Raw genomic sequence first — 22458 nt, 5'->3', positions numbered from 1 at the left:
GGGCGGGAAGCGGCATGATTATGGCATGACTCGCACACGCTTGAGCACGACCGTGGATGCCGACCTCCTGGCAGGGGCCCGGCGCGTGATGTCCGGCGTTACCGACGCCACTCTCATAGACGCGGCCCTGGAAGCATTGGTCGTTCGGCACCGCGCCGCAGAGGTGGACGCAAGCTACGCCGCCTACGACGAACACCCGCTCGGCGAGCCGGACGAGTGGGGGGACCTGGCCTCGTTTCGACAAGCCGCAGCAGCCTCGTGAGCGCGCTGCCGGCACGGGGAGAACTGTGGTGGTGCGAGCTTGCCCAGATCGGCCGACGCCCCGTTGTCGTCCTGTCGCGTGACGCCGCGATCCCCAGGCATGGCCGCGCCCTCGTCGCCCCGTGCACGACGACTATTCGAGCACTTCCCAGCGAAGTCGTCCTCAAGCCCGGAGACGATCCGATCCCTCACCGCTCGGCAGTCAACCTCGATTCCGTGGAGAGCGTCTCGCTCGCCGTGCTTGTGACCAGACTCGGCCGGCTGGCCGATTCGCGCATGCGCGAGATCTGCGCTGCCCTCGAGATCGCGGTCGACTGCCGAGGCTGACCAGGTAGACGCGCGGCTGAAACCGCCCGCGCCGAACGAACGGGCCGCCAACGGTGTGCGATACCCATCGCTGACTACACTGATGGGATGTTCAGCATCGGATTGACCGGCGGCATCGCTTCCGGCAAGTCACTCGTGGCCGCGCGGTTGGCCGAGCTAGGTGCCGTGCTCATAGACGCCGACGTGCTGGCCCGGCAGGTGGTGGCGCCCGGGACCGAAGGCCTGGCCGGAATCGTCGACGCGTTCGGCCCCGGCATGCTGTTGCCCGACGGTTCGCTGGACCGGGCCGCACTGGGTGCACTGGTCTTCGCGGACCCGGCGAAACGGGACGCACTCAATGGCATCACCCACCCGCTGGTGCGCGCGAGCGCACGTGAACTGTCCGCGGCCGCCGGGCCCACGGACATCGTGGTGCAGGACATCCCGCTGCTGGTGGAAACCGGCCAGGGGGCCGCGTTCCACCTGGTTGTGGTGGTCGACGCGGACGATGAGACGCGGATCGGACGCATGCGAGAACAGCGCGGCATGAGTCGTGCGGACGCCCAGTCACGGATCGCCGCGCAGGCGAGCCGGGAGCAGCGGCTGGCGGCAGCCGACGTCGTGCTTGCCAACAACGGTGACACTGCGCAGGTCCTGGCGGCCGTCGACGCGCTGTGGGACGCCCGGCTGCGTCCGTTCGCCGCGAACCTCGCCGCCGGCCGGCCGGCACCGCACCCGGGCCCGGCCGTGCTTGTGCCGGCCGATCCGGACTGGCCGGCCCAGGCCGCCCGGCTGGCCGGACGCATCATGCACGCGGCGGGGGACCGGGCCGTTGCCGTGGACCACATCGGTTCAACATCGGTGCCGTCCCTGGCGGCCAAGGACGTCATCGACCTGCAGCTGCGCGTGCCGAGCCTGGCCGTGGCCGACGAATTGGCCCCCGATCTGGCTGCCGCAGGGTACCCGGTGCGCCCGGAAGTCCGGGCGGACACGCCACACACGGTGTGGGGCAGGGCGGACGGTTGGGCGAAACGGTTCCACAACGCGGCCGACCCCGGGCGGCCCGTCAACCTGCATGTGCGGGTCGACGGGTCGCCCGGGGCCGACCTCGCACTGGCCTTCCGGGATTGGCTGCGGGCCAATGCGGACGCCCGGCGGGAATACGAGTCCGTGAAACGCGCCTTGGCCGCGGCCCACGCCGGCGACGCCACGACGGCCGGCTACGCCGAGGCCAAGGAACCCTGGTTCGCATCCGCCGTGCCCCGCGTCATCGCCGCGGCAGGCTTGACCTGACCGGTGGTCGAGCTCGTCGAGACCCGCGTGGTTTCGATGCTCAACCACCCACAGGCTCAACCACAGCTGTCAGGTCGGGCAGGCGGCGCTCTGGCCGCCGATGGTGAACGTGGGCGAGCCGCTGCTGCACTGCTGGTGCATCTCGTTCGCAATGGACGCGAAGTAGGTGATGAGCACGATGGCGACGATGATGCCCACCAGGATCGAGACGGCGCCGATGATGATGGCGATCAGGGCCGGGATGTTGCTGAACCCGGCACGCTTCGACTTGACCTTGGCGATGATGCCCAGGATCAGACCCACCAGGCCGAACCCGACGAACGGCAGCACCAGGGCGATGATGCCCATGACCTTGCCGGGATCCTGCGGCGCAGCATAGCCCTGCGGTGCACCGTATCCTTGCGGGGCCGGATACCCCTGGGGCGCACCGTATCCTTGAGGGGCGCCGTACCCTTGCGGAGCGGGATAGGCCTGCGGTGGCGGGGCGTTGTAAGCGGGCTGCGGCGCCGCCGGGATACCCGGTTCGTCTGGTGCGTTGTTCTCGGTCATGGTGTCCTTGTTCTCGAGGGGATGCATGTGCTCTCCGGTTCATTCAAGCACGCCCATGCCCGCGCACGCGTGATCGTCGCACGACCCGGTCGCCCTGCTGCTTTGTCCGCGCCACGATGTAGCGTTGAGGCATGAGTCTTGCGCAGGAAATCAACCGTGTCGTGGCGCCGTTCGAGGTCATCAGCGAATTCCAGCCGGCCGGCGACCAGCCGCAGGCGATCAAGGAACTCACCGAACGCATCAACAACGGCGAGAAGGACGTGGTGCTGCTCGGTGCCACCGGAACCGGCAAGTCCGCCACGACGGCCTGGCTGATCGAGCAGGTGCAGCGGCCCACACTCGTGCTCGTGCAGAACAAGACCCTGGCCGCGCAGCTCGCCAACGAGTTCCGTGAGCTGCTGCCGAACAACGCCGTCGAATACTTCGTCTCCTACTACGACTACTACCAGCCGGAGGCATACGTCCCGCAGTCGGACACCTTCATCGAGAAGGACTCGTCCATCAACGAGGAGGTCGAACGGTTGCGGCACTCGGCGACCAATGCGCTGCTGACCCGGCGCGACGTCATCGTCGTTGCCACCGTGTCCTGCATCTACGGTCTCGGCACGCCCGAGGAATACGTGGCGGGCATGGTGACGCTGCGCCGGGGGGCCGAACAGAACCGGGACGACCTGCTGCGTAAATTCGTCAGCATGCAGTACACGCGCAACGACGTCGACTTCCACCGCGGCACCTTCCGCGTGCGCGGCGACACGGTCGAGATCATCCCCATGTATGAGGAACAGGCCGTCCGCATCGAGTTCTTCGGCGACGAGATCGAGAGCATCCACACGCTGCACCCGCTCACCGGCCAGATCATCCGGGAAGAGGTCGAGATGTACGTCTTCCCGGCCTCCCACTACGTGGCCGGGCCCGAACGCATGTCGCGGGCCGTGAAGCAGATCGAGGACGAACTCGAGGCACGCACCAAGGAGCTGGAGGGGCAGAACAAGCTACTCGAGGCCCAGCGGCTGCGCATGCGCACCACGTACGACCTGGAGATGATGGAGCAGATGGGGTTCTGCAACGGCATCGAGAACTACTCCCGCCACATCGACGGCCGTGACGCGGGAAGCGCCCCGCACTGCCTGCTCGACTACTTCCCGGACGACTTCCTGCTGGTCATCGACGAATCCCACGTGACCGTGCCGCAGATCGGCGCCATGTACGAGGGCGACATGTCCCGCAAGCGCACCCTCGTGGACCATGGGTTCCGGCTGCCGTCCGCCATGGACAACCGGCCGCTGAAGTGGGACGAATTCCTGGAGCGGGTCGGGCAGACCGTGTACCTGTCGGCGACACCGGGCAAGTATGAGCTGGGCAAGTCCGATGGCTACGTCCAGCAGATCATCCGGCCCACCGGCTTGATCGACCCCGAGGTCATCGTCAAGCCGTCGAAGGACCAGATCACCGACCTGCTCGGGGAGATCCGTGATCGGGTGGCGAAGAACGAGCGCGTGCTCGTCACGACCCTGACGAAGCGCATGGCCGAGGAACTCACCGAGTACCTGTTGGGGCAGAAGGTCAGGGTCGAGTACCTGCATTCGGACGTCGACACACTGCGCCGTGTCGAATTGCTGCGCGAATTGCGCATGGGCACCTTTGACGTGCTGGTCGGCATCAACCTACTCCGTGAGGGCCTGGACCTGCCGGAGGTGTCCCTGGTCAGCATCCTGGACGCCGACAAGGAGGGGTTCCTGCGCTCGTCCACATCGCTGATCCAGACCATTGGCCGTGCCGCCCGCAACGTCTCCGGCCAGGTGCACATGTACGCGGACCGGATCACCGACTCGATGAACTTCGCCATCGACGAGACGAACCGGCGCCGCGCCGTCCAGCAGAAATTCAACCAGGACAACGGCATCGACCCGCAGCCGCTGCGCAAACGCATCGCCGACATCACCGACCAGCTGGCCCGCGAGGACGCCGACACGGCCGCGCTGCTCGCCGATGCGCGCAAGGGCTCCGGAAAGGACGGGGATGGCATCCGCCCGGATGGCCTGGCCGCCCGTCCGGCCGGCGAGCTGGCCGGCCTCATCGAGGAGCTGACCGCGCAGATGCACGCCGCCGCCGCGGAACTGCAGTTCGAGCTGGCCGCCCGGCTGCGCGACGAGGCCCAGGACCTGAAGAAGGAGCTGCGCCAGATGCGCCAGGCCGGCCATGCATAGCAAATGCGGTAGCATGGAAGCCTGGTAGGGGAGTATCCCGCGCACCATACACGTCAACACGTACGGCAATGATGCCGTGCCGGGTGTGGTGGTCGACTGGCTGGTCGGCGGAGAGACTTACGGTCCGTCGTCGTACCCCGAAAGGTCCCTCCGTTGACTGCGCTACCGCTGTGGTTTGAAATCGGCTCCCTTGCCGTCCTCACCCTGATCCTCCTCGCAGACCTGCTCATCGTCTACAAGCGCCCGCACGTGCCCTCCATGAAGGAGGCCGGCATCTGGGTAGGCGTCTACATCGCCCTGGCCCTGGTCTTCGCCGCGCTCCTGTTCGTGTTCACCGGACCCGAACACGGCAGCGAGTTCCTGGCCGGCTGGATCACCGAATACAGCCTGAGCGTCGACAACCTGTTCGTGTTCCTCATCATCATGGCCCGGTTCGCCGTGCCCCGGCCGTACCAGCAGGGCGCCCTCATGGTCGGCATCATCATCGCGCTCATCCTGCGCGCCGTCTTCATCGCCGTGGGCGCCATCGTGATCGAGCAGTTCAGTTGGGTGTTCTACATCTTCGGCGCGTTCCTGCTGTGGACTGCCTACCGGCAGGCCGTCGACCACGGGGGTGAGGAAGCAGGCGCCGACAACGCCCTGGTCCGCCGCATCGGCACGGTCCTGCCGATGGCCGGCCACTACGACGGCAACAAGATCCGCACCGTCGTGGACGGCAAGAAGCTGTTCACCCCCATGCTGCTGGTGTTCGTCTCGCTGGGTGTCACCGACCTGCTGTTCGCCGTCGACTCCATCCCGGCCATCTTCGGGCTGACGCAGAGCGCGTTCATTGTGTTCACGGCGAACATCTTCGCCCTCATGGGCCTGCGCCAGCTGTACTTCCTGCTCGGCGGCCTGATGGACAAGCTCGTGTTCCTCAAGCACGCGTTGTCGGTCATCCTGGCCTTCATTGGCGTAAAGCTGATCCTGCACGCCCTGCACGTGAACGAGCTGCCGTTCCTCAACGGCGGCGAGCCACTGCACGGTGTGCCGGAGATCCCCACGTTCGTCTCGCTCGCCGTCATCGTCGGCACGCTCATCGTCGCCGTCGTGCTCAGCCTTCTGGTGCAGCGCAACAAACCGTCCGTGGAGGCGTAGATGTTTCACTTTTTCACAAAGCCACCCCATCCACACCCACCACGGACGCCGGCACGCGGGAGCCATCGGCGAATTGCACCTGAACGGTGCTGAACGGATGTTTCAGCCGGTCCTCCACCGCATGGGCGTTCGTGACAATGATGCCGTCGGCGTGGTAAACATCACCGCTGCCCAGGCCAATCGCAGTTCGCATCGTCACCACCGACGGCTCCACAGCCTTGACGATGTCCGGAACTGCCGGAGGCCCGGCATCCATGGGGCCAACCGGCCCCGGGGCTCCCGTACACCCGCGGCAGTCAATATGAGCACCGATGCCGGGGCGGCAACACCGGCAAGGTGAAAACACCTCGCCATGATCCGGACCGGTCGAGCGTTGCTTGGCCCGCGGGAGCAAGCCGACCGCCACGACCGTCGATGCCCCGGATCGTGGGGACCCGGATGACCCCACGACAACCGCCCCTTGCGGGAGGGGTTCAGCACACCATCCCGAGTCCCGCCTGCCCACCCCTTTCGGAAGCGGCATGCACATCGCCTGGCGGACAGGATCGGGTCCCCGGGGCGTTCCTCAGCCGCTCCTCAACTCTTCTGTGCATGCTCTCAGGCACCCTTTGCCAGACTCAAATCATGGCCACCCAACCCGGGCGACCCGGTGACCCCAACGGTCACCCACGGAAAGGAAAAAGAAACCATGCAACTAAAGGCAAAGATTGCGGCCGGCACCCTGGGGCTGCTGGCACTCGTCGGTGTGGGGGCCGGTGCCGCGAACGCCGCCACCCCGCCGCCGGCGCCCGGCATCTCGGTGACCGACACGGCCACGCCGGGGGACACCCCGGATGCGACCGGAACGGCAGCCACCCCGGACACCCCGGGACAGGCCGAGGCACCGGATAAGGCCGGAGCCGCCGACACCGGCCCCAACATCCAGCAGGACGTGCAGCAGACCGGTGACCACCAGGATCCAGGTGATGCCCCTGGCAGCAAATAAAATCATCGCCCCGGTGGCGGGCGGGACACGAACGGCGTCCGGCCCGCCACAGGCCTGCCCCGGCATGGGGCCCAGACCGGTCGCCCAGCCGATGGCTGGTGCCATCACCGCCTTGGTCATCCACAACAACGGCTCCGTGACCCATCATGCCAAGCCACGGCCATGAGCCCACGCGATCCCGCCCGGGGGCGTGAACAGCACCAAGGACCCTGCCGGCCACGTGCCAGGCATGGTCCCGAGCCACAGAGAATCGCCGGAATCACACCATCAGACTTGACCGGCTGAAAAGTGCTGTCAACATTCCCGAAGTAACAGCCCATCATGGCGGGCCAGCGCCGCCGTTGAGTGAAACCGCGTGATTTCCAACATCAGGAGCGACGCTGGCACCTCAAGCGGGAGGCCAGCACGATAAAAATGCGCCCCCAAGGCGGTAGAGCATGGTAGGTGCAGGTCACAATCAACGTCCACGGCAGGCTCACAGCGGCGGCCCTAACCGGTCTATCCATTGAGCATGCCGCACCCCCGCTGAGGGGGATCTGAGCACCGTTCAGGTGACTGGGCCTCGGGCACCGCCGGGCCGTCCGGGCGGGCATGCCAAAAGACCGATCGAACCCGGTTCCGATACCGGATGATCGCCTATCGATGGTGGGGCTGCCGACACGACGAAGGGACGGGGCAAGGACGCGGGCGCGAGGTTGCCTTCGGGGGGTTGAGCATGGATTGTTGGAGCATGTATTCGCCCGCGTCCGCCCTGGCGTCGGTCAGGAAGTGGGGTATCCGGAATCAGTCGACGGCGGTGGCCGTCGTGGTGGTGGCCTGCGCACTGGTGGTCGGCGGCCTGTTGTTGTTGCTGTTGCTGCAGAACGCCCTGACATCGGCCACGGACGGTGTCCTGCGCACGAAGGCGCACGATGTGGCCTCCCTGATTGCCAGCCAGGACGTGACCGAGGCCGGGCAGAGTATTTCCGCCACCGGCGGCCAGGACCTGCTGGTGCAGATCGTTGACGGATCGGGGAAGGTGGTCGCGGCCTCGGATCCGGCCTGGAAGACCGCCCCGATCAGCTCGTTGCGCCCGGCCCGCGGGGACAGCGCGGCTCAACGGGTGTCCGGCCTCAGGACTACGGGTGAGGGCGGGGAGTACTACGTGGTGGCCGTCGGGGCCCAGTCGGGCCAGAACCGGTATGTGGTGCTGGCCGCCCGCAGCGTGCAGGTCCAGTCCGACACCCTGCGCACGGTGGGCTTGTTCCTGCTGCTGGCCACCCCGGTCCTGCTGGTCGTCGTCGGGGTGGCCGTGCGGTTTCTGGTGGGCCGCTCGCTGCGCCAGGTGGAAACCGTCAGGTCCCAGGTTGACCGCATCGATGCCGGCCGGCTGGCCGGACGCGTGGACGTGCCGCAGACCAAGGATGAGCTTGAGGCCCTGGCCGTGACGATGAACGCGATGCTGGGACGGATCGAGGCGGCCGATGCCAAACAGCGCCGCTTCCTCAGCCACGCCAGCCATGAGCTCCGCAGCCCGCTGACCACCTTGCGGACGGGCCTTGAGGTGGCGGCCAAGGACCCAACCAACCGGCAGTGGCACGACCTGGCGCCGTTGCTGCAGGACGAGGCCCGGCGGATGGGATTCCTCGTCGAGGACCTGTTGACGCTCTCGAAGGCCGAGGACAGCGGATTCTCGCTGCAGCGCAGGGACGTCGACCTCGATGACGTGCTGGCGACCGAGCTGCAACGGCTCCGGGCCACCGGCACCCACGACATTGTCTCCTCGCTGCTGCCCGTCCGTGTCAGCGGGGACCCCGGCCGTCTCGCCCAGGTGCTGCGGAACGTGCTGGACAACGCGGCCCGGCACGCCCGGCACGGGATCAGGGCCACCATGAGTGTTGAGGGGTCCACGGCGGTGGTTCTGATCGACAACGACGGCCCGGTCATCCCGGTGGACGACCGGGAACGGATCTTTGACCGGTTTGTCCGGCTGGATGAGAGCCGGTCCCGGGACGGCGGCGGCAGCGGATTGGGGCTGGCCATCGCCCGGTCGCTGCTCGAGGCCCACGGCGGACGGATCGGTACCGGCCAGGCCCCGGACGGGTTCTGCCGGTTCGAGATCCGGCTTCCCGTGGCCTGAGCGGCCCCGGGTCAACCGGCGGCGAGCCGGTACCCCATGCCCCGCACCGTTCCCAGCGTTGCCAGCCCGAACGGCGCATCGATCTTGCGCCGCAGGTAGCCGATGTAGACCTCAACGACGTTCTCGCCGCCCTCGAACGCGGGGTCCCAGACGTTGTCCAGGATTTCCGCCTTGGAGACGATCTCCCCGGGGTGACGCATCAGGTACGTGAGGAGCCCGAATTCACGGGCCGTCAGCGTGATCTCCGTCCCGGCCCGGGTGACGGCGCGCTTCAGCGGGTCCAACACCAGGGAACCCACGGCCAGGTTCACGGGCCGCTCGGGGGCGCCGCGCCGGATCAGCGCCCGGATCCGGGCGACCAGGACCAGGAAGCTGAAGGGTTTCGTCAGGTAGTCATCGGCGCCCAGGTCGAAGGCATCGGTCTGGTCATACTCGCCGTCCTTGGCCGTGAGCATCATGACCGGGGTCCAGATCTGCCGCTCCCGCATTTCCTTCAACACCGCGTAGCCGTGCATGCCGGGCAGCATCAGGTCCAGCAGGATGACGTCATACGGGTTTTCGGTGGCCGCCCACAGCCCGGTGACCCCGTCGTGGACGACGTCGACGACGAACCCCTCACCGCTCAGGCCGCGACGCACCGTCTCGGCCAGCGACTTCTCGTCCTCGACAAGCAGAATACGCATACACCCGTCCCTTCACTCGCGGTTCCCGGTAAGTCCGTCAGGGCCAGTCTGCCCCACCGGACCTGAGCCACCCCTGAGAACCGCGCGCCCTCTCAGCTTCCTCACAACGCGCCCCCGCGACGTTGGTTCCGGTGATGCGGCCGGCCCAGGACGCTGGGCTGCCCGGACTGGCCGATGAGTGGCTGGGCATGCCCACGGACAAGGGCGCGAACGCCGGGTTGAAGGCCGCCGCCCTGGTGGCGGGCATGGTGGTCGGGGCGGACTCGATCGATGGCATGGCCCTGTTGCGCCATGCCGGGATGAAACGGCTCTTCACCGCCGCCTACGCACCATCGACCCTGGGCTCGTTCCTCCGCGCCTTCACCTTCGGGCACGTGCGCCAACTCGACGCGGTCGCCTCCCGGTTCCCGGTGAACCTGGCACAACGGGCACCCTTGTTCGGGGCGTCAACCGGGGAAGGCTTCATCTTCGTCGACGTGGACGACATCATCATCGAAGTCCACGGGTACCAGAAGCAGGGCTCCGCCGAAGGTGATCATCGGCCAACGGCTGCGCCGGGGCGGCACGACCGGGCCGGTGTTGTGCCGTTTTGACTGCGCGCACTACGGCCACGCCGGGGTGGCCGCCGCGGCGTGGCCGGCGGGGCCGATGTCTCGGTGACGGTGCGCAGGGACCTGGCCGTCACACGCGCCATCGCCGCCATCCCGGAGAGCGCGTGAGAGGCCATCGAGTACACCAATGCGGTCGTCGACGAGGACGCCACCACCTGGGTATCCTGCGCCGAGGTCGCCGAGATCGTATTCACCGCGTTCAGCTCCCGCAAGAAGAGCGAACGGATCACCGGGCGCCTGGTCGTGTGCCGCATCCCCGAACCGAACCGGGGTCTTGGTAGTAACGACGGGAAATTGAACGCTAAGCCTCGATGAGCTGGTCTTGGTGCTGTTCGGTAGCCTTGGTGTGTGTCGGTGGAGTTTCTGAGCGAGGAGCAGGCGGGCGGTTTCGGGCGCTTCCCGGGTGAGCCGTCGCGGGCTGATCTGGAGCGGTTTTTCTATCTTGATGACGCCGATCTGGAGTTGATCGCGAAGCGGCGTGGAGACCACAACCGGCTCGGCTTTGCCGTGCAGCTTGGGACGATCCGATTCCTGGGTGTGTTGCTTGCGGATCCGCTTGATGTTCCGTGGGGTGTTGTCGATTACCTTTCGGCCCGGCTCGGCATCGCGGACCCCTCGATCGTGAAGAAATACATGCGGCGGCGACCGACGGTTCACGAGCACGCCCGCGAGATCCGGGCTGTTTACGGCTACCGTGACCTGGTCGGGCCTGTCCTTGAAGACCTGTCGGCGTACGTCTACTCGAGGGCGTGGACGCACGGGGAGGGGCCGACTGTTCTTTTCGAGCTTGCGACGGCGTGGCTTCGTCGGGAGCGTGTGCTTCTTCCCGGGGTGACGACGCTCGTGCGGGTGGTGCAGTCTGCGCGCGAGGCGGCGCAGTCCGGGGTGTACGGCGTCGTCGCGACGGCGGCCAGCGCTGTCGATCCGCAGTTGCCGGTGGTGCTGCGCGGGCTGCTCGTGACTGACCCGGGTGAGCGCGCGAGCCGTCTGGAGGCGTTGCGGGCGGGCCCGACGAGGGTCTCGGGCCCTGAGCTGGACAAAGCGCTGGGCAGGGTCGCTGCGGTGCGGGCCCTCGGGGCCGGGGCGGTGGACCTGTCGGCGGTGCCGCCGGCGCGGGTGCGTGCCTTGGCCCGGTACGGGATCGGGGCCAAGGCACAGTCGTTGCGGCGTTTGGCCGAACCACGACGCACAGCGACGCTCGTGGCGACGGTCACGGCGTTGGAGGCTAACGCGGTCGATGATGCGCTGGACCTGTTTGATCTGCTGATGACCACGAGGGTGCTCGGCCCGTCGCGGCGTGCGGCGGCCGCGGAGCAGCTGGCGAAGATGCCCGAGCTGGCGAAGGCCTCCCGCGTCCTGGCCCGTGTCGGAGCCCGGCTGCTTCGCGTGCTTGAGGAGTCCGGCGACCATGTCGACGTCGCCGCAGCCTGGACGGCATTGGAACAGGTCGCCGCGCGGGACCAGATCGCCGAGGCCGTGGTGACGGTCGGCCAGCTTGTGCCGGAGGGCTCCGGCACCGAAGGCGCCATGCGCGAGCAGATGGCGCGCCGCTTCCGGACGGTGGCACCGTTCCTGCGGCTGTTGGCCACCACGATCCCGTGGGGTGCGACCGTCCCCGGCCAGCCCCTGCTCGAGGCGCTTGCCGGCCTGGATGCTTTGCGGGGCCGGCGCAAGGTACGCCGCGAAGAGATCAACGAAGAGCTTATTCCGCCGGCCTGGCACTCCGCGGTGTTTGGCCGTTCGGACGAGGTCGAGGTGGACCGGGACGCCTGGGTCGTGTGCGTGCTGGAACAGCTGCGCTTGCACTTGCGACGTCGGGACGTGTTCGCCACGACGTCGACGCGCTGGGCCGACCCGCGCGCCCAATTGCTCGATGGTCCGGCCTGGGACGCGGCTCGCGGGCCGGCGCTTCGGTCACTGAGCCTGGATGTCCCGGTGAGCGAGCATCTGGCTGGCAAAGTCGAACTGCTGGACGCCGCCTGGCGAGGCCTTGCTGACGCGATCGTTGGGGCCGGCCCGGACTCGAGCGTGCGGCTGACCGAGACCGAGGGCGGCAAGGTCAAGCTGTCGGCCGCGCCGCTGGATGCCCTCGATGTACCGGAGTCCCTGACGGTGTTGCGGGCACGGGTCGCCGGCATGCTGCCGCGGGTGGACTTGCCCGAGATCCTGCTCGAGGTGCACGCCTGGACCGGGTTCCTTCACGCCTACACCCACGTCTCCGGCGCCGGCCCGCGGATGAGTGACTTGCCGGTCTCGGTCGCGGCGGTCCTGATCGCTGAAGCCTGCAACGTCGGCCTGACACCGGTGGTCGCCGAGGGGCACCCGGCGCTGACCCGCGACCGGTTGGGGCATGTGGACGCGAACTACGTTCGCGCCGAGACCCACACGGCCACGAACGCCCTCCTGATCGCTGCCCAGTCCGACGTGCCGATCGCCGCATCGTGGGGCGGCGGGCTGCTGGCCTCGGTCGACGGGCTGCGGTTCGTCGTGCCGGTCCGCACGATCAACGCCGCCCCGAACCCGAAGTACTTCGGCCACGGGCGCGGGCTGACCTGGTTCAACGCAGTCAACGACCAGGTCGCCGGCATCGGCTCCGTCATCGTGCCCGGCACGGTGCGCGACTCGCTGTACGTGCTGGACACCATGCTCAACCTCGACGGCGGCCCGAAGCCCGAGATGGTCGCCTCGGACACCGCCTCCTACTCCGAGATGGTCTTCGGGATCTTCACCCTGCTCGGATACCGGTTCTCACCACGCATCGCCGACCTCGCGGACCAGCGGCTGTGGCGCGCCACGCTCCCGGGCCAGGCACCGGGCGACTACGGGGCGCTGAACGACGTCGCCCGGCACAAGATCCGTCTGGAGAAGATCACCGCCCACTGGGACGACATGACCCGCGTGGCCGCCTCGCTGGTCACCGGGACGGTACGCGCCTACGACGTGCTGCGCATGCTCACCTGCGACAACGGGGCACCGAACCCGCTCGGGGCGGCGATCGCGGAGTATGGGCGCATCGCCAAGACCCTGCACCTGCTGGCCCTGGTCGACCCGACGGATGAGACCTACCGGCGTTCGATCAACACCCAGCTCACCGTCCAGGAGTCACGGCACCGCCTCGCCAGGGCGATCTTCCACGGCCGGCGCGGGCAGATCTACCAGCGCTACCGCGAGGGCCAGGAAGACCAGCTTGGCGCGCTCGGACTCGTGCTCAACGCCGTCGTGCTATGGAACACCCGGTACACCGACGCCGCCGTCACGGCGCTACGCAAGGCCGGGCAGGAAATTCCCGAGGTTGACGTCGCCCGCCTGTCTCCGTTGGCCGATCAGCACATAAACATGCTCGGCCGCTACGCCTTCACCGCACCCGCACCCGACGGGCTACGACCGCTGCAAGACCCCGCAGCCGGGCAAATCGAGCTCTGACCCGCACCCTGTGACTGTTCGTTCGGAATGGCGGCCTTTTCGCAGTTCGGTTTGGCGGTCCTAGCTGATTCCTATGACGATGCCGCAGCTGCAGCTTTCGATGGATGGCGGCACGGCATGTTGCCGAGTAGCCACGGCAGCATACCGATGCGGATGGGTCCCCGGAGCGAATGCCAAGGATGCCGGTCTACGTCCGAGCGCTCGGCTCCACGCCGTGGCCCAGTTGTGCCCAGAGCCGGTCGCGCTCGGGCCCGGTGACGCGGGTGGCGTCAAAGGTTCCGTCCCTATCGAACCGGGGGTCGAACGTGGTGAAGCGCCCGGACAGTAACTGGGGTCTGAGTAGTAATGGAACAGGATGATGGTAATAGGCCACCAGCCGGTGTGACCCCTAATGGAACTGACACCCTTGCGGGTTGTCCTCGACTTGGGAGTTACAGGCTGCCCGCGTAGGGCGGCGAGCACGGCAAGCATGACAAGATGTGCCCCGTACTTCCCCAACGTGCTGATCATGCCTTGAAGTGGCTTGCAACGATCGTTTTTGATGCATCCAATAACAGGGCCCAAGTGCGGGGTCTGGTTCGGTCCGGGCACCAACCGGCCATATGCCTGGCCCCTGTTCCCTCGGTAATCCGGAACGTATGCTGAAGGCTACCGGCCACATTATGTCAAAGGGGCAGTCAATGGCCTTTCCTCCGCATGGCAACCCCACGCCGCCCGACCCCGCCGAGCCTGCGCCCCCTNCGGTCCGATGCCGGGCCCTGCGCCGACACCGCGGCATCCCGATCCGACTGAGCCGGTCCCCCCGGAGCCGCATCCCGGTCCGATACCGGGCCCTGCGCCGACACCGCGGCATCCCGACCCCACCCATATGGGCTCCGGCCTTCCATGAGGACCGACCCCAGCTCCGCCGCCGGTACGCGCCTCAAGAAGATCGCCTTGAGCGGTGTGCGGGTCTTCGACGGACGACGCCTGTCCGGCCAGCGCACCGTGGTCATTGACGGCGCGGTGATCGGCACCGACCCGGCCGGCGCGGAGGTCATCGACGCGAAGGGCGCCGTGCTGCTTCCCGGCCTGATCGACGCCCACATCCACCTCGACGGCCCGGGCAATCTGGAGCAGCTGCGCTCCTTTGGCGTCACCACCGCCTTGGACATGGCGACCTGGCAGCCGCATCTGGTGGAGCAGCTGCGTAACCAGGCCGGGACGACCGACATCCGCAGCGCTATGATCCCGGTACTCGGGGACGTCGACGCGGACGCGGTGCCCGGGGTGGCGCCGGACCTGGTGCGCGAGGCGATCGTCCGCTCTCCCGGGGAGGCCGATGGCGCCGTGGGCTGGCGGGTGGCCCGGGGCGCGGACTACATCAAGCTCATGATCGGGTCGTCCGGTCCGGGCGGTGCAGGGGGTCAGGACCAGCCCACCGCCGACGCCCTCGTGGTGGCGGCCCACGCGCACGGTAAGAAAGTCATCGCGCACGCGCTGACTGCGGACGCCTACCGGATGGCCGTCCATGCGGGCGTCGACGTCCTCGCCCACGTCCCGCTCGATCAGGTGCTGACCCCTGCGGACGTGCAGCTGATCGTCGCGGGAGGGCAGGTCTGCGTGCCGACCCTGACCATGATGCAAGGGGTGGCCGCCCTCGGCGAGAGCAGCGTCTTCGAGACGGCGACACGCAACGTCGCCGCCCTGTATCGGGCCGGGGTGCCGATCGTGGCGGGCACCGACGCCAACGCCCTACCGGGCGTCCCGGTTCACCTTGATCACGGGCAGTGCCTGCACGATGAGCTGGAACTCCTGGTCGGGGCGGGTCTGAGCACCACCGACGCCCTGCGGGCGGCTACCGACCTGTCCGCCCGAAGTTTTGGCCTGACCGACCGAGGCTCGGTGCGGCCGGGACTGCGCGCCGATCTGCTGCTGATCGATGGCGACCCGACCGCCGGCATCCGTGCCACCCGCACAATCCGCCGCGTCTGGTGTGCCGGAGCAGGGGACGAACCCGGGTGGGGGTGACCGGGGGCTCCCATGCAGGTAGGGACGTCTTGGCCTGTCATGCTCGCTCAGCCGGGCCCGCCGGGGTGCTTCGCCGCGGGAGGGTCGGCTCGTGCAGTGCCCTGCTTGGGCTTGCGGCCGGGGCGGCGAGTGCGTGGAGCGCGGGCGCGGATCTCCTCTGAGGCTTCCCGGAAGGCGGGTGCCGCGTGGGTGAAGTAGTCGAAGAGGACCTCGCGCTGCTCGGGCGTATAGCGGTTCAGGACTTCGGCGATCCGACGGCGGGCGGGGGCGACGACGTCCTCGATATCGGGAAAGGTCGGTGCCGTGGCTTCGACCATGACCCGTCGCCGGTCGGCCGGATCCGTGGTGCGGCGTACGTGGCCGGCCTTCTCGAGGCGGTCGATGAGCCTGGTGGTGGCCCCGGTGGTCAGCCCGGCCCGGACGGCCAGGTCTCCCGCGGTAATGCCCCCCGTCAGGGCGATCAGGCTCAACGCGTACCACTCGGTGGGCTGGAGCCCGGCGGCTTCCGCGGCGGCCATCCCGTGCAATCCCACGGCATCAAGGTACTGCCGGAAAATCCGGTGGGGATCCTCGGACGTTTCGTGTGCCATCGAGGTAGACGCTCCTTATCCTAACATCTGCTAGCATGCAGCTATTGTTTGAAAGCAGGTTTTTGCCCTAGTTTAGCCAGTAGGAGGACGGCATGACCATTCAGGACGACAGGGAGGCGATCACCGCGGTGCTGGCCGAGATGAACGACGCCTGGGCCCGGCACGACGCAGACGCGTACGGAGCGCTGTTCACCGAGGACGCCACCTACGTCACCTTCGTCGGTACGCACTACAGCGGCAGGGCCGACATTGTGGCGTGCCACCGCACGCTGTTCTCAAAGTTTCTGAAGAACACCCGGCTCGCGGCCGACATCATCGACATCCGGTTCCCCGGCCCGGACACCGCGATCGTCACCGGCCGCGGCGACACCTACAAGGGCGCCAGCGCCCCCGCGCCATCGAAAATGTCCAAAGTGCAAACGCACACCCTCGTCCGCGAGGCCGACGGGACGTGGCTGATCGCAGCGTTCCACAACACCCAGCGCAAGCGGCTAATGGAGGCCATCTCCTTCAAGACGGCCCCCAGCACGATCCCTGCCGCACAAAAATGACCCGCGCTAGCACCGTGCGGCGCAACACCCGCCGGCCTTATCGCAGAATCGCGCCTAGTCACGCGTCCGTCGCGACTCGTTGGTTCGGAGCAGATGACGGCCACCGTCCGGAGTGCCGTACAGCTCACGCGGGAATGCGATCTGCTAACGCATGGACTGTGAGGGGGCTATATTGCACGGCATGAAGAATGGCTCGGTCATTGGGACCGCAAACGCTGTGGCTGCCGTTCCGTTCGAACGTATCCGCCCGCTCATCAACGTTGACGGTGCCCGGGTCTTGCTGGGCTTGGATTATCAGCCGCCGGGCCTCACTGTGGGTGCTGAGCCAGCCCGTTCCCTGGTGTGGATGCATGGAGCCTACTGGTACCAGGGTGAGTACATCTTCAAATCGCATCCGCAAGGGACCGCGGTGACCTATCGGATCCGGAACATCTCCGGACATCCGGACCTGGTTATTCGGGTGTGGCAACGACGCGTCCTGAAGGCGCAGCAGCAAAACCTTGATGTCTACTTGCTCGACTTGCCGAATCGTCTTTGACTCATCTTGAGTTGAACTACGGCGCGCACATTCGCCGGTGAAGATTGCTTTACGGGCCGGGTAGCGGTCAGCACAGAACAGGGTGCGATATGGATCAGGTGTGAACCGTGGAAGTCGTCATGTCAATAGGGTGGCAGAAACGACCGGTTCTGAGACGGTTTCGGGTCCCGACGACGCGCCGATCAAAAATCGTCCACAACTCGTCTCACAACATGCCGGGCGAGCAGTGATGTTGTGAGACGGTTGTGCGACAGTTGATGCATGGCAACCCGGCACTTCAATCTCATCGGCTACGCCCGCGTCTCCACCAACGGACAAGACTCCCAACTCCAACGTGACGCCCTTGAAACCGCCGGCTGCGGCCGGATCTTCGAGGACAAAATCTCCAGCCGCGCCACCGCCCGCCCGGGGCTCGTTGAAGCACTCGACCATCTCCGGCCGACGGACACATTGTGCGTGTGGAAATTGGATCGTCTCGGCCGGTCGGTGAAGGAAGTGCTGACCATCGCCGACGGCCTGCACGACCAGGGAGTCGGCCTGCGTATTCTCAGCGGAACCCTGACGGGAACCTACAGCCCGACCGGGGAAGGGAAATTCTTCTTCGTCATGATGGCGGCGTTCGCAGAACTCGAGCGCGACATGATCCGTGAACGGACCATGGCCGGCCTCGCCGCGGCCCGTGCCCAGGGCCGCACCGGCGGTCGCCCCACCGTCATGGATGCCGATAAGCTCGCAGCCGCCCAGGCCCGGCATGCCAACGGGGAAAGCCCCACCCAGATCGCCAAGGCCCTGGGAGTCTCCCGTGCATCCATCTACCGCCACCTGCCCGCCGGCAACACCTGAACCATGCCGCCCGAACAGATTCATTGGCGCCAACCACTGTTCCCCTGCAGATCAGGCCCCGTCCACACCGTCATCGCAGACCACCGGGCCGCCAGCGGCCCGACCTCAACCTGAGCCGCGAGCTTAGCGTTCAATTTCCCGCCGTTACTACCAAGACCCCGAACCCCAAAGCACGGAACGGGCAGGCAACCTTGTTCGACACGCACCGCTTACACGCCTTCTTCACCACCGTCCCGGCCGCAACACCCGGCCCGGTCGCCGCCGACAAAACCCACCGCCAACACGCCCAAATCGAGCAGGTCAACCCGGGCCTGGCCGACGGCGCACGGCCGGCCTCCAACGAATCCCCCTACACCCCGCTGCCGGCCGTCCGCTCGGCCAGGGGCGCGGCGCTGGAGGAGACCACCCGGTACACGGACACCGCCGGCATCGGGATGATCGCGGCGATCGCGTCCCTTGTCGCCGGGAGCCGGAACGGATCGCCGTCGGCAACGGCTCGACCGCACCGATCCGCGACCTGGCCGCCACCCTGGCCGGACCCGGGGACGAGGTCCTCTTGGCCGCGCCCAGCTTCCCGTACTACCGCAACGCCACCATCATCGCCGGCGCCACCGCGGTGCCGGTCCCGCTGACAGGGCACCGCCACGACCTGCGGGCGATGGCAGCGGCAGTCACCGACAGGACCCGGGTCATCTTTGTCTGCAATCCGAACAACCCCACCGGGACGATCGTGGACGCGGGCGACCTGGCCCGGTTCGTGGCGCGGGTCCCCCACCACATCGCCGTGGTCATTGATGAGGCCCACATCGAATTGGCCGCCCCCGGGACGGCTTCGCCCGCTCTGGCCCGATCGCACGGCACCGTGGTGATCCTGCGCACCTTCAGCCAGGCCCACGGCCTGGCCGCGGGCTGGCTACCTGATCGGACCGGTGGGACTCGTCGAGTACGTCCGCCGGATCGCCGTCCCCTTCGGCGTCAGCTCAGTGGCCCAGGCCGGCGCGCGCCTCGCTCCGTCCCGCCGCCAACTTCCTCTTCATCCCCCCGGGCGGGCGCTCCGCCTCCTTCCTCGCCCACGCCGCAGCAGCCGCGGTCATGATCCGCGGCATCGGCGGCGGGGCGCGCGTGACCGTCGGCACCCGGGTCGAGAACGACCGGTTTCTGGACGCGGCACGCGTCGGAGGCACCAGGCAATCGGGCCAGTCGAATCCGCTGAGGGCACGAAATCGGCCGGCAGGAGCGCCGTCGTGGGGTCTTCCAGCACCCACCGGTCGAATTCGGCCTTGGCCTCTGCCAGGACCTCCGAGGTGGTCAGCGGATCCATGAAGGCTCCGGCGATGGTCTTGCCCGTCACCAGACCGGCCGAGCTTGGCGCATCCATTCTTGCCGCCGTCGACCGTACGGCGTAAGCGGTCTCGACGCGGCAGCGCAGGTGGTCATTTTGGCAGCGGCGACTTCCCCATCCCGCCCTGGCCATCCATCGCTTCATGGATCTGCAGTGCAAACCAGAGTTGGGCCACCGTGGACGTTTCGGCCATGTCCAGCCCCGTCAGCTCGCTGATCTTCTTTATCCGGTAGATGATGGTCTGCCGGTGGGTGAAGAGGGCCGCCGCGGTCTTGGCCCAGGAGCGTTGCAGCTCGAGATAGGTTTTCAGGGTGACCATCAGGTCGGGTTGGCGGCCCCGCTCGTAGTCCACGATCGGGCCCAACAGCCGCTGGACGATCGCCGCTCCCTGCTCGTGGCTGGTCAGCCCCAACCATGACGGGCCGTCAGCGTAACGCACCAGCTGCTCGATGCTGTTTCCGGCCGTTCCCAGCGCCCACAAGGATTCCTGCAGGGCCCGCTGTAGATCGTTGGCGGTGGACGGCGTGCTCACCCCGATCCTGACATCGGGCCGGACCGCGTGGCGCAGCATGTCCATAGGGCACTGTGCGGAGACAATCGCGTGCAGCCTGTTCAGCCGCCGGACGCACACGGCGGGAGATCCGTGCCGCCACAGTTCCAGATGGACGTCGGCAAGGTGTTGCTCGTCGTCGCTGGACAGTGAGAGCACCAGGAATTTTTCTGCCGGGACGCCGAAGCGGGACAGGTGGTTTTCCATTTCGGCCAGGCCGTAGCGGCCCTCAAACGCCTGCAACAGGAACTCGGCACCCATGCGTCGTTGGCTCTCCAACGCCAGGACCGTGCGGGACAGTTCCAAGCCCAGGACGGTGGCGGCATGGAGCAGTACGACGGCGTCCGGGTGCGGTTCCGTATGCGGTATGACGACCAACAGCGCGTTGGTGTGCGTCGGAATGTCGACCATCAGGATGTGATGGTCGCCCACCATGTGCCAGCGGAACGTTTTGGTGCTGGCGGCAGAGTTTCTGATCAGCGGCTCCACCTCGGCCCGCACGTGCCCGGGCAGTGCTTCGCCGTCCGGATGCCAGGGATGCAGGCACCGCCGGTCCACGACGAACAATTGCGAGGCCACCTCCGAGGCCACTCCCTGGACCAGGCTTTGCCAGTGATTGCCGGTCGTGTCGGTCAACCGCAAGAGGTCGTAGATCCGTGCCGTCTGCCGAAGCCTGCGGGACTCCTCCAACAGGGAGGACTCGGCAACGGTTCGTGCGATGGCAATGAACGGCAAGGGATACGGCACATTGATCAGCGGCAGGGCCAATGCATTGCAGGCATCCAAAAACTCGGGCTGGAGGGCCGGAGCGTGCATCTTTTCGCCAATGGCCAGCCCGCTGGCGCCGGCGTCGACCAGCGCGTGGGCCAGTTCAACCTGCCCCGGCGCGTCGGGCGGGATCGACAGGCCATTGGTCATCATGATCTCGCCACCCGTGACCCATTCCCAGAGCCTCGGCAAATCCGAGGTGTGCGCCCACGTGATGCGATTCCCCAGGCCGTCGGCGCCGGCGATCAGGCTCAGGCCAAGCTGCGGTTCGGCCAACAGCTCGGCAACAGTAATCGCCATGGTGATCGCTCCTTCGTTGGTGCGGCGGCATCGAAACCCGCGTCCTCTTATACAAATGTATAGATGCCCGAGCGTTTCGTGGTCAATTGCTCGATGTACAAGGTGATGCCCATCACGAATGATTGAACCAGCGAGTTCCACCGCAATCATGAGCAGCCACGAAAGAGGGTCCGCAATGACCGTCCACAAGCCAGTAGGCCCCGTCGAAGCCACCAAGGTTCCGCGCTTTGCGGGACTGGCCACCTTTGCCAAGCTTCCGCAGATCGATCAGGTGCCCGACTATGACATCGCCATTGTCGGCGTCCCGTTCGACGGCGGCACTTCCTACCGCCCAGGTGCCCGGTTCGGCCCGGCCGCGGTGCGCGAGGCATCCCGGCTGCTGCGCCCCGGCTACCATGTGGAGCTCGATGTTGAGCCCGTCAAGGAGATGCAGGTGGTGGATGCCGGCGACCTTGCCTGTACGCCGTATGACATCACGCGTGCCATCCAGGAAATTGAAGAACAGGCCCTGCCCTTGATGGGCGAGGACAAGCGTGTTGTCGCGATCGGTGGTGACCACACCATCGCGCTTCCCATGCTCCGGGCGCTCACCAAGGTCCACGGACCTGTGGCCCTGCTGCATTTCGATGCGCACCTGGACACCTGGGACACCTACTTCGACCAGCCCGTGACGCACGGCACCATCTTCCGTCGCGCCTTTGAGGAAGGGCTGCTGGTGGAGGACAGCTCGATGCATGTGGGCATCCGCGGCCCCGTCTACGACCGTGCGGACTTCCTTCGGGACCATGAATTCGGTTTCCAGATCATTCGCTGCTCCGACCTGGACGTCATCGGCGTCCCGGCCGCCATTCAGCAGGTCAAGGACCGGCTTGGCAACACTCCCGTCTACGTCTCCATTGACATTGACGTCCTCGACCCGGCTTTCGCGCCCGGCACCGGGACACCCGAAATGGGCGGACTGCATTCCCGCGAGCTGCTGGCCCTGCTGCGCGGATTGAACGGCATCAACATTGTCGGCGCCGACGTCGTCGAAGTCGCCCCTGCCTACGACCATGCCGACATCACCTCCGTTGCCGCCGCCACCGTTGTCTTCGACCTGCTGGGGCTGCTGGCCAACCGCAGCAAGGGCGCAAGCATCGTGGAGGAGCGTGACCTGGAGGCCGCTTCCTTCTAGAAACCTCCAGCTTCTGGCAGTACCATTGCACTCCCGCCACCGAGGTGGCGGGAGTGCAATGCCATTTAAACTGCCGGCGCCCATGGTGCCGGCCTGCAGGCCTGTTAGACGTATGTATGAAACGACTCGACATATCTGTGCAATCACCGGATTTCAAAAGTGACGCCCATCACGAATGATTAAACGGTCAGCTTCCTAGCTCACTCAGGGCAACCAGG

19 protein-coding genes and 2 pseudogenes are annotated in these 22458 nt (G+C 67.0%); 16 read left to right on the top strand and 5 right to left on the bottom strand.

Annotated features, from left to right (window positions below; genetic code table 11):
• Window positions 1-25 precede the first annotated feature (25 nt).
• From EJC77_RS10315 to coaE, 3 genes are all read left to right on the top strand, one after another.
• A complete protein-coding gene (locus tag EJC77_RS10315) occupies window positions 26-262 on the top strand; it encodes a DUF2191 domain-containing protein (protein ID WP_125612287.1) in 237 nt (78 codons plus the stop codon).
• Window positions 259-588 carry a type II toxin-antitoxin system PemK/MazF family toxin gene (locus EJC77_RS10310; RefSeq protein ID WP_125612285.1) on the top strand — a complete coding sequence of 110 codons (330 nt, stop codon included), beginning with the start codon at window positions 259-261 and terminating at the stop codon, window positions 586-588. The genes EJC77_RS10315 and EJC77_RS10310 overlap by 4 nt, the downstream gene beginning before the upstream one ends.
• An 87-nt stretch (window positions 589-675) precedes the next feature.
• The gene (coaE, locus tag EJC77_RS10305; protein WP_125612283.1) at window positions 676-1860 is read left to right on the top strand and encodes a dephospho-CoA kinase; all 1185 of its coding nucleotides are present in this window, start codon (window positions 676-678) and stop codon (window positions 1858-1860) included.
• A 69-nt stretch (window positions 1861-1929) separates the two neighbouring features.
• Here coaE and EJC77_RS21345 read toward each other — a convergent pair whose 3' ends face one another.
• On the bottom strand, window positions 1930-2436 hold the full coding sequence (locus EJC77_RS21345; RefSeq protein ID WP_125612281.1) for a DUF4190 domain-containing protein: 507 nt from the start codon (window positions 2434-2436) through the stop codon (window positions 1930-1932).
• Window positions 2437-2540: 104 nt separating this feature from the next.
• On the opposite strand from EJC77_RS21345, the gene uvrB reads away from it, so the two are divergent.
• Together uvrB and EJC77_RS10290 are read left to right on the top strand one after the other, a co-directional pair.
• Window positions 2541-4616, top strand: a complete 2076-nt coding sequence (gene uvrB, locus EJC77_RS10295) for an excinuclease ABC subunit UvrB (RefSeq protein WP_125612279.1) — start codon at window positions 2541-2543, stop codon at window positions 4614-4616.
• Window positions 4617-4769: 153 nt separating this feature from the next.
• Window positions 4770-5753 carry a TerC/Alx family metal homeostasis membrane protein gene (locus EJC77_RS10290; protein ID WP_125612277.1) on the top strand — a complete coding sequence of 328 codons (984 nt, stop codon included), beginning with the start codon at window positions 4770-4772 and terminating at the stop codon, window positions 5751-5753.
• Between the two features lie 13 nt (window positions 5754-5766).
• Here EJC77_RS10290 and EJC77_RS10285 read toward each other — a convergent pair whose 3' ends face one another.
• A complete protein-coding gene (locus tag EJC77_RS10285) occupies window positions 5767-6009 on the bottom strand; it encodes a trypsin-like peptidase domain-containing protein (RefSeq protein ID WP_125612275.1) in 243 nt (80 codons plus the stop codon).
• A gap of 432 nt (window positions 6010-6441) precedes the next feature.
• On the opposite strand from EJC77_RS10285, the gene EJC77_RS10280 reads away from it, so the two are divergent.
• Both EJC77_RS10280 and EJC77_RS10275 read left to right on the top strand, forming a co-directional pair.
• Complete coding sequence (locus EJC77_RS10280) at window positions 6442-6738, top strand: hypothetical protein (protein ID WP_125612273.1); 297 nt, start codon at window positions 6442-6444, stop codon at window positions 6736-6738.
• A 730-nt stretch (window positions 6739-7468) separates the two neighbouring features.
• The gene (locus EJC77_RS10275) at window positions 7469-8857 is read left to right on the top strand and encodes a sensor histidine kinase (RefSeq protein ID WP_164520381.1); all 1389 of its coding nucleotides are present in this window, start codon (window positions 7469-7471) and stop codon (window positions 8855-8857) included.
• A gap of 11 nt (window positions 8858-8868) precedes the next feature.
• On the opposite strand, the gene EJC77_RS10270 is transcribed toward EJC77_RS10275, so the two are convergent.
• Window positions 8869-9540: a response regulator transcription factor gene (locus tag EJC77_RS10270; protein ID WP_125612269.1), complete on the bottom strand. Its 672-nt coding sequence runs from the start codon at window positions 9538-9540 to the stop codon at window positions 8869-8871.
• A gap of 122 nt (window positions 9541-9662) precedes the next feature.
• Between EJC77_RS10270 and EJC77_RS21055 the strand changes: the two are divergent.
• From EJC77_RS21055 to EJC77_RS10255, 3 genes and pseudogenes are all read left to right on the top strand, one after another.
• A pseudogene (locus EJC77_RS21055) lies at window positions 9663-10418 on the top strand (transposase family protein); the annotation flags it as partial.
• 81 nt (window positions 10419-10499) lie between these two features.
• Window positions 10500-13574 (top strand): Tn3 family transposase, encoded by a 3075-nt coding sequence (locus EJC77_RS10260; RefSeq protein WP_125612267.1) that lies wholly within the window; start codon window positions 10500-10502, stop codon window positions 13572-13574.
• A gap of 885 nt (window positions 13575-14459) precedes the next feature.
• Window positions 14460-15584 (top strand): amidohydrolase family protein, encoded by a 1125-nt coding sequence (locus EJC77_RS10255; protein WP_125612265.1) that lies wholly within the window; start codon window positions 14460-14462, stop codon window positions 15582-15584.
• Window positions 15585-15631: 47 nt separating this feature from the next.
• Here EJC77_RS10255 and EJC77_RS10250 read toward each other — a convergent pair whose 3' ends face one another.
• On the bottom strand, window positions 15632-16174 hold the full coding sequence (locus EJC77_RS10250; protein WP_125612263.1) for a MarR family winged helix-turn-helix transcriptional regulator: 543 nt from the start codon (window positions 16172-16174) through the stop codon (window positions 15632-15634).
• Between the two features lie 92 nt (window positions 16175-16266).
• Between EJC77_RS10250 and EJC77_RS10245 the strand changes: the two genes are divergently transcribed.
• The 5 genes and pseudogenes from EJC77_RS10245 (at window position 16267) to EJC77_RS21560 (ending at window position 19202) form a co-directional block, all read left to right on the top strand.
• The gene (locus EJC77_RS10245) at window positions 16267-16725 is read left to right on the top strand and encodes an SgcJ/EcaC family oxidoreductase (RefSeq protein WP_125612261.1); all 459 of its coding nucleotides are present in this window, start codon (window positions 16267-16269) and stop codon (window positions 16723-16725) included.
• Window positions 16726-16906: 181 nt separating this feature from the next.
• Complete coding sequence (locus tag EJC77_RS10240) at window positions 16907-17263, top strand: hypothetical protein (RefSeq protein ID WP_125612259.1); 357 nt, start codon at window positions 16907-16909, stop codon at window positions 17261-17263.
• A 261-nt stretch (window positions 17264-17524) separates the two neighbouring features.
• Window positions 17525-18106, top strand: coding sequence for a recombinase family protein (locus tag EJC77_RS10235; RefSeq protein ID WP_125612257.1), 582 nt, complete (start codon window positions 17525-17527; stop codon window positions 18104-18106).
• Between the two features lie 161 nt (window positions 18107-18267).
• Window positions 18268-18432: pseudogene (locus EJC77_RS21565) on the top strand (IS1380 family transposase); the annotation flags it as partial.
• Between the two features lie 17 nt (window positions 18433-18449).
• Window positions 18450-19202 (top strand): aminotransferase class I/II-fold pyridoxal phosphate-dependent enzyme, encoded by a 753-nt coding sequence (locus EJC77_RS21560; protein ID WP_125612338.1) that lies wholly within the window; start codon window positions 18450-18452, stop codon window positions 19200-19202.
• A 337-nt stretch (window positions 19203-19539) separates the two neighbouring features.
• On the opposite strand, the gene EJC77_RS10225 is transcribed toward EJC77_RS21560, so the two are convergent.
• Window positions 19540-21216 (bottom strand): PucR family transcriptional regulator, encoded by a 1677-nt coding sequence (locus tag EJC77_RS10225; protein ID WP_338069471.1) that lies wholly within the window; start codon window positions 21214-21216, stop codon window positions 19540-19542.
• Between the two features lie 25 nt (window positions 21217-21241).
• Here EJC77_RS10225 and speB point away from each other — a divergent pair, with 25 nt between their 5' ends.
• Complete coding sequence (gene speB / locus EJC77_RS10220; protein ID WP_205787100.1) at window positions 21242-22240, top strand: agmatinase; 999 nt, start codon at window positions 21242-21244, stop codon at window positions 22238-22240.
• Window positions 22241-22458: the final 218 nt, after the last annotated feature.

Origin of the sequence: Specibacter cremeus, assembly GCF_003946885.1 — a bacterium.
GTDB lineage: Bacteria > Actinomycetota > Actinomycetes > Actinomycetales > Micrococcaceae > Specibacter > Specibacter cremeus.
This window is presented reverse-complemented; position numbering and strand designations above follow the sequence as displayed.